This window comes from Vibrio sp. 10N.247.311.47 (assembly GCF_041467535.1).
GTDB lineage: Bacteria > Pseudomonadota > Gammaproteobacteria > Enterobacterales > Vibrionaceae > Vibrio > Vibrio crassostreae_C.
Genome location: NZ_JBFSUR010000118.1, coordinates 1 through 1,003 on the forward strand (window position 1 = coordinate 1; position 1,003 = coordinate 1,003).

Sequence of the window (1,003 nt, forward strand, 5' to 3'; positions counted from 1 at the left end):
TCAATAAGGAGCTACCAAAATATACGGAAAGTTTAGCCATCAACCTACTTGGACAACCAAACAAGTCAAAGTCTGACCGTGACTACCTCACTTTCGGCATTGGCAAATCAGCCATAAAAGTGTCATTAACGGGCGAACATCGAGGGTATTTTAAAGACTACACCACTGGCGAAAAAGGCTCACTGATTAACCTGATGATGAGTCATAAGGAAATAAGTTACAAAGAAGCCATGGTAGAAGCCCATAATATGCTTAATGAGCCAAATAAATATCAACTAGAGGAAAACAGTAAACATGACAAATTACTGCAAACCACACCAAAACATATTGCGCAATTTGAAGAAAGGGCGAAAGAATATGTACAGACGAGTCAACCACTGAAAGGAACCTTAGCTGAAACCTACTTGAATAAGTTGGGTATTGAACAGCCACAAGGCGAGCACGTCCATTTTCATCAAAGCGTTTATTCATCCGAAGATAAAAGCTTGCACCCTGCCATGATAACCAACATCCACAATAAAGATGGAGACACCAAAGCGATTGAAGTCACCTATTTGGATTTTCAAGGAAATAAAGACGACACACTTGATATTAACCCTAGAACCCTCGGCACAAAATCCAAACACCTGACACAATTTCATCAAGGCCGTGATTTGCACACGACGATTATTAGCACATCAATTGAAAATTCGTTTGCGATTAATCAGGCGCATCAAGGCCAATACGATATAATCAATGTGAATCATAAGAATGACATTCAAAATATATCAACCGATGAACTTCGCCAACAAATCATCATTGCTCTTAGTCACGGCAATACAGATTTAAACCCCAATAACATTGAAAAAATAATGGCCAACTTTGCAGGTCGAGACATACAATTCGTCTCGCCTGAAAACATGATCACTGATATCCAAGCGTGTATGGATAAATACCACCATCAAGGTATCGATGAAAGGCAAGAATTAAACCAAGAATCGCTACCGATTGACACACTCAATGA

1 pseudogene is annotated in these 1,003 nt (G+C 39.4%); it reads left to right on the forward strand.

From position 1 onward, the window contains the following. Nucleotides 1-1,003 (forward strand): annotated as a pseudogene (locus AB6E51_RS24540) (conjugative transfer relaxase/helicase TraI); the annotation flags it as partial.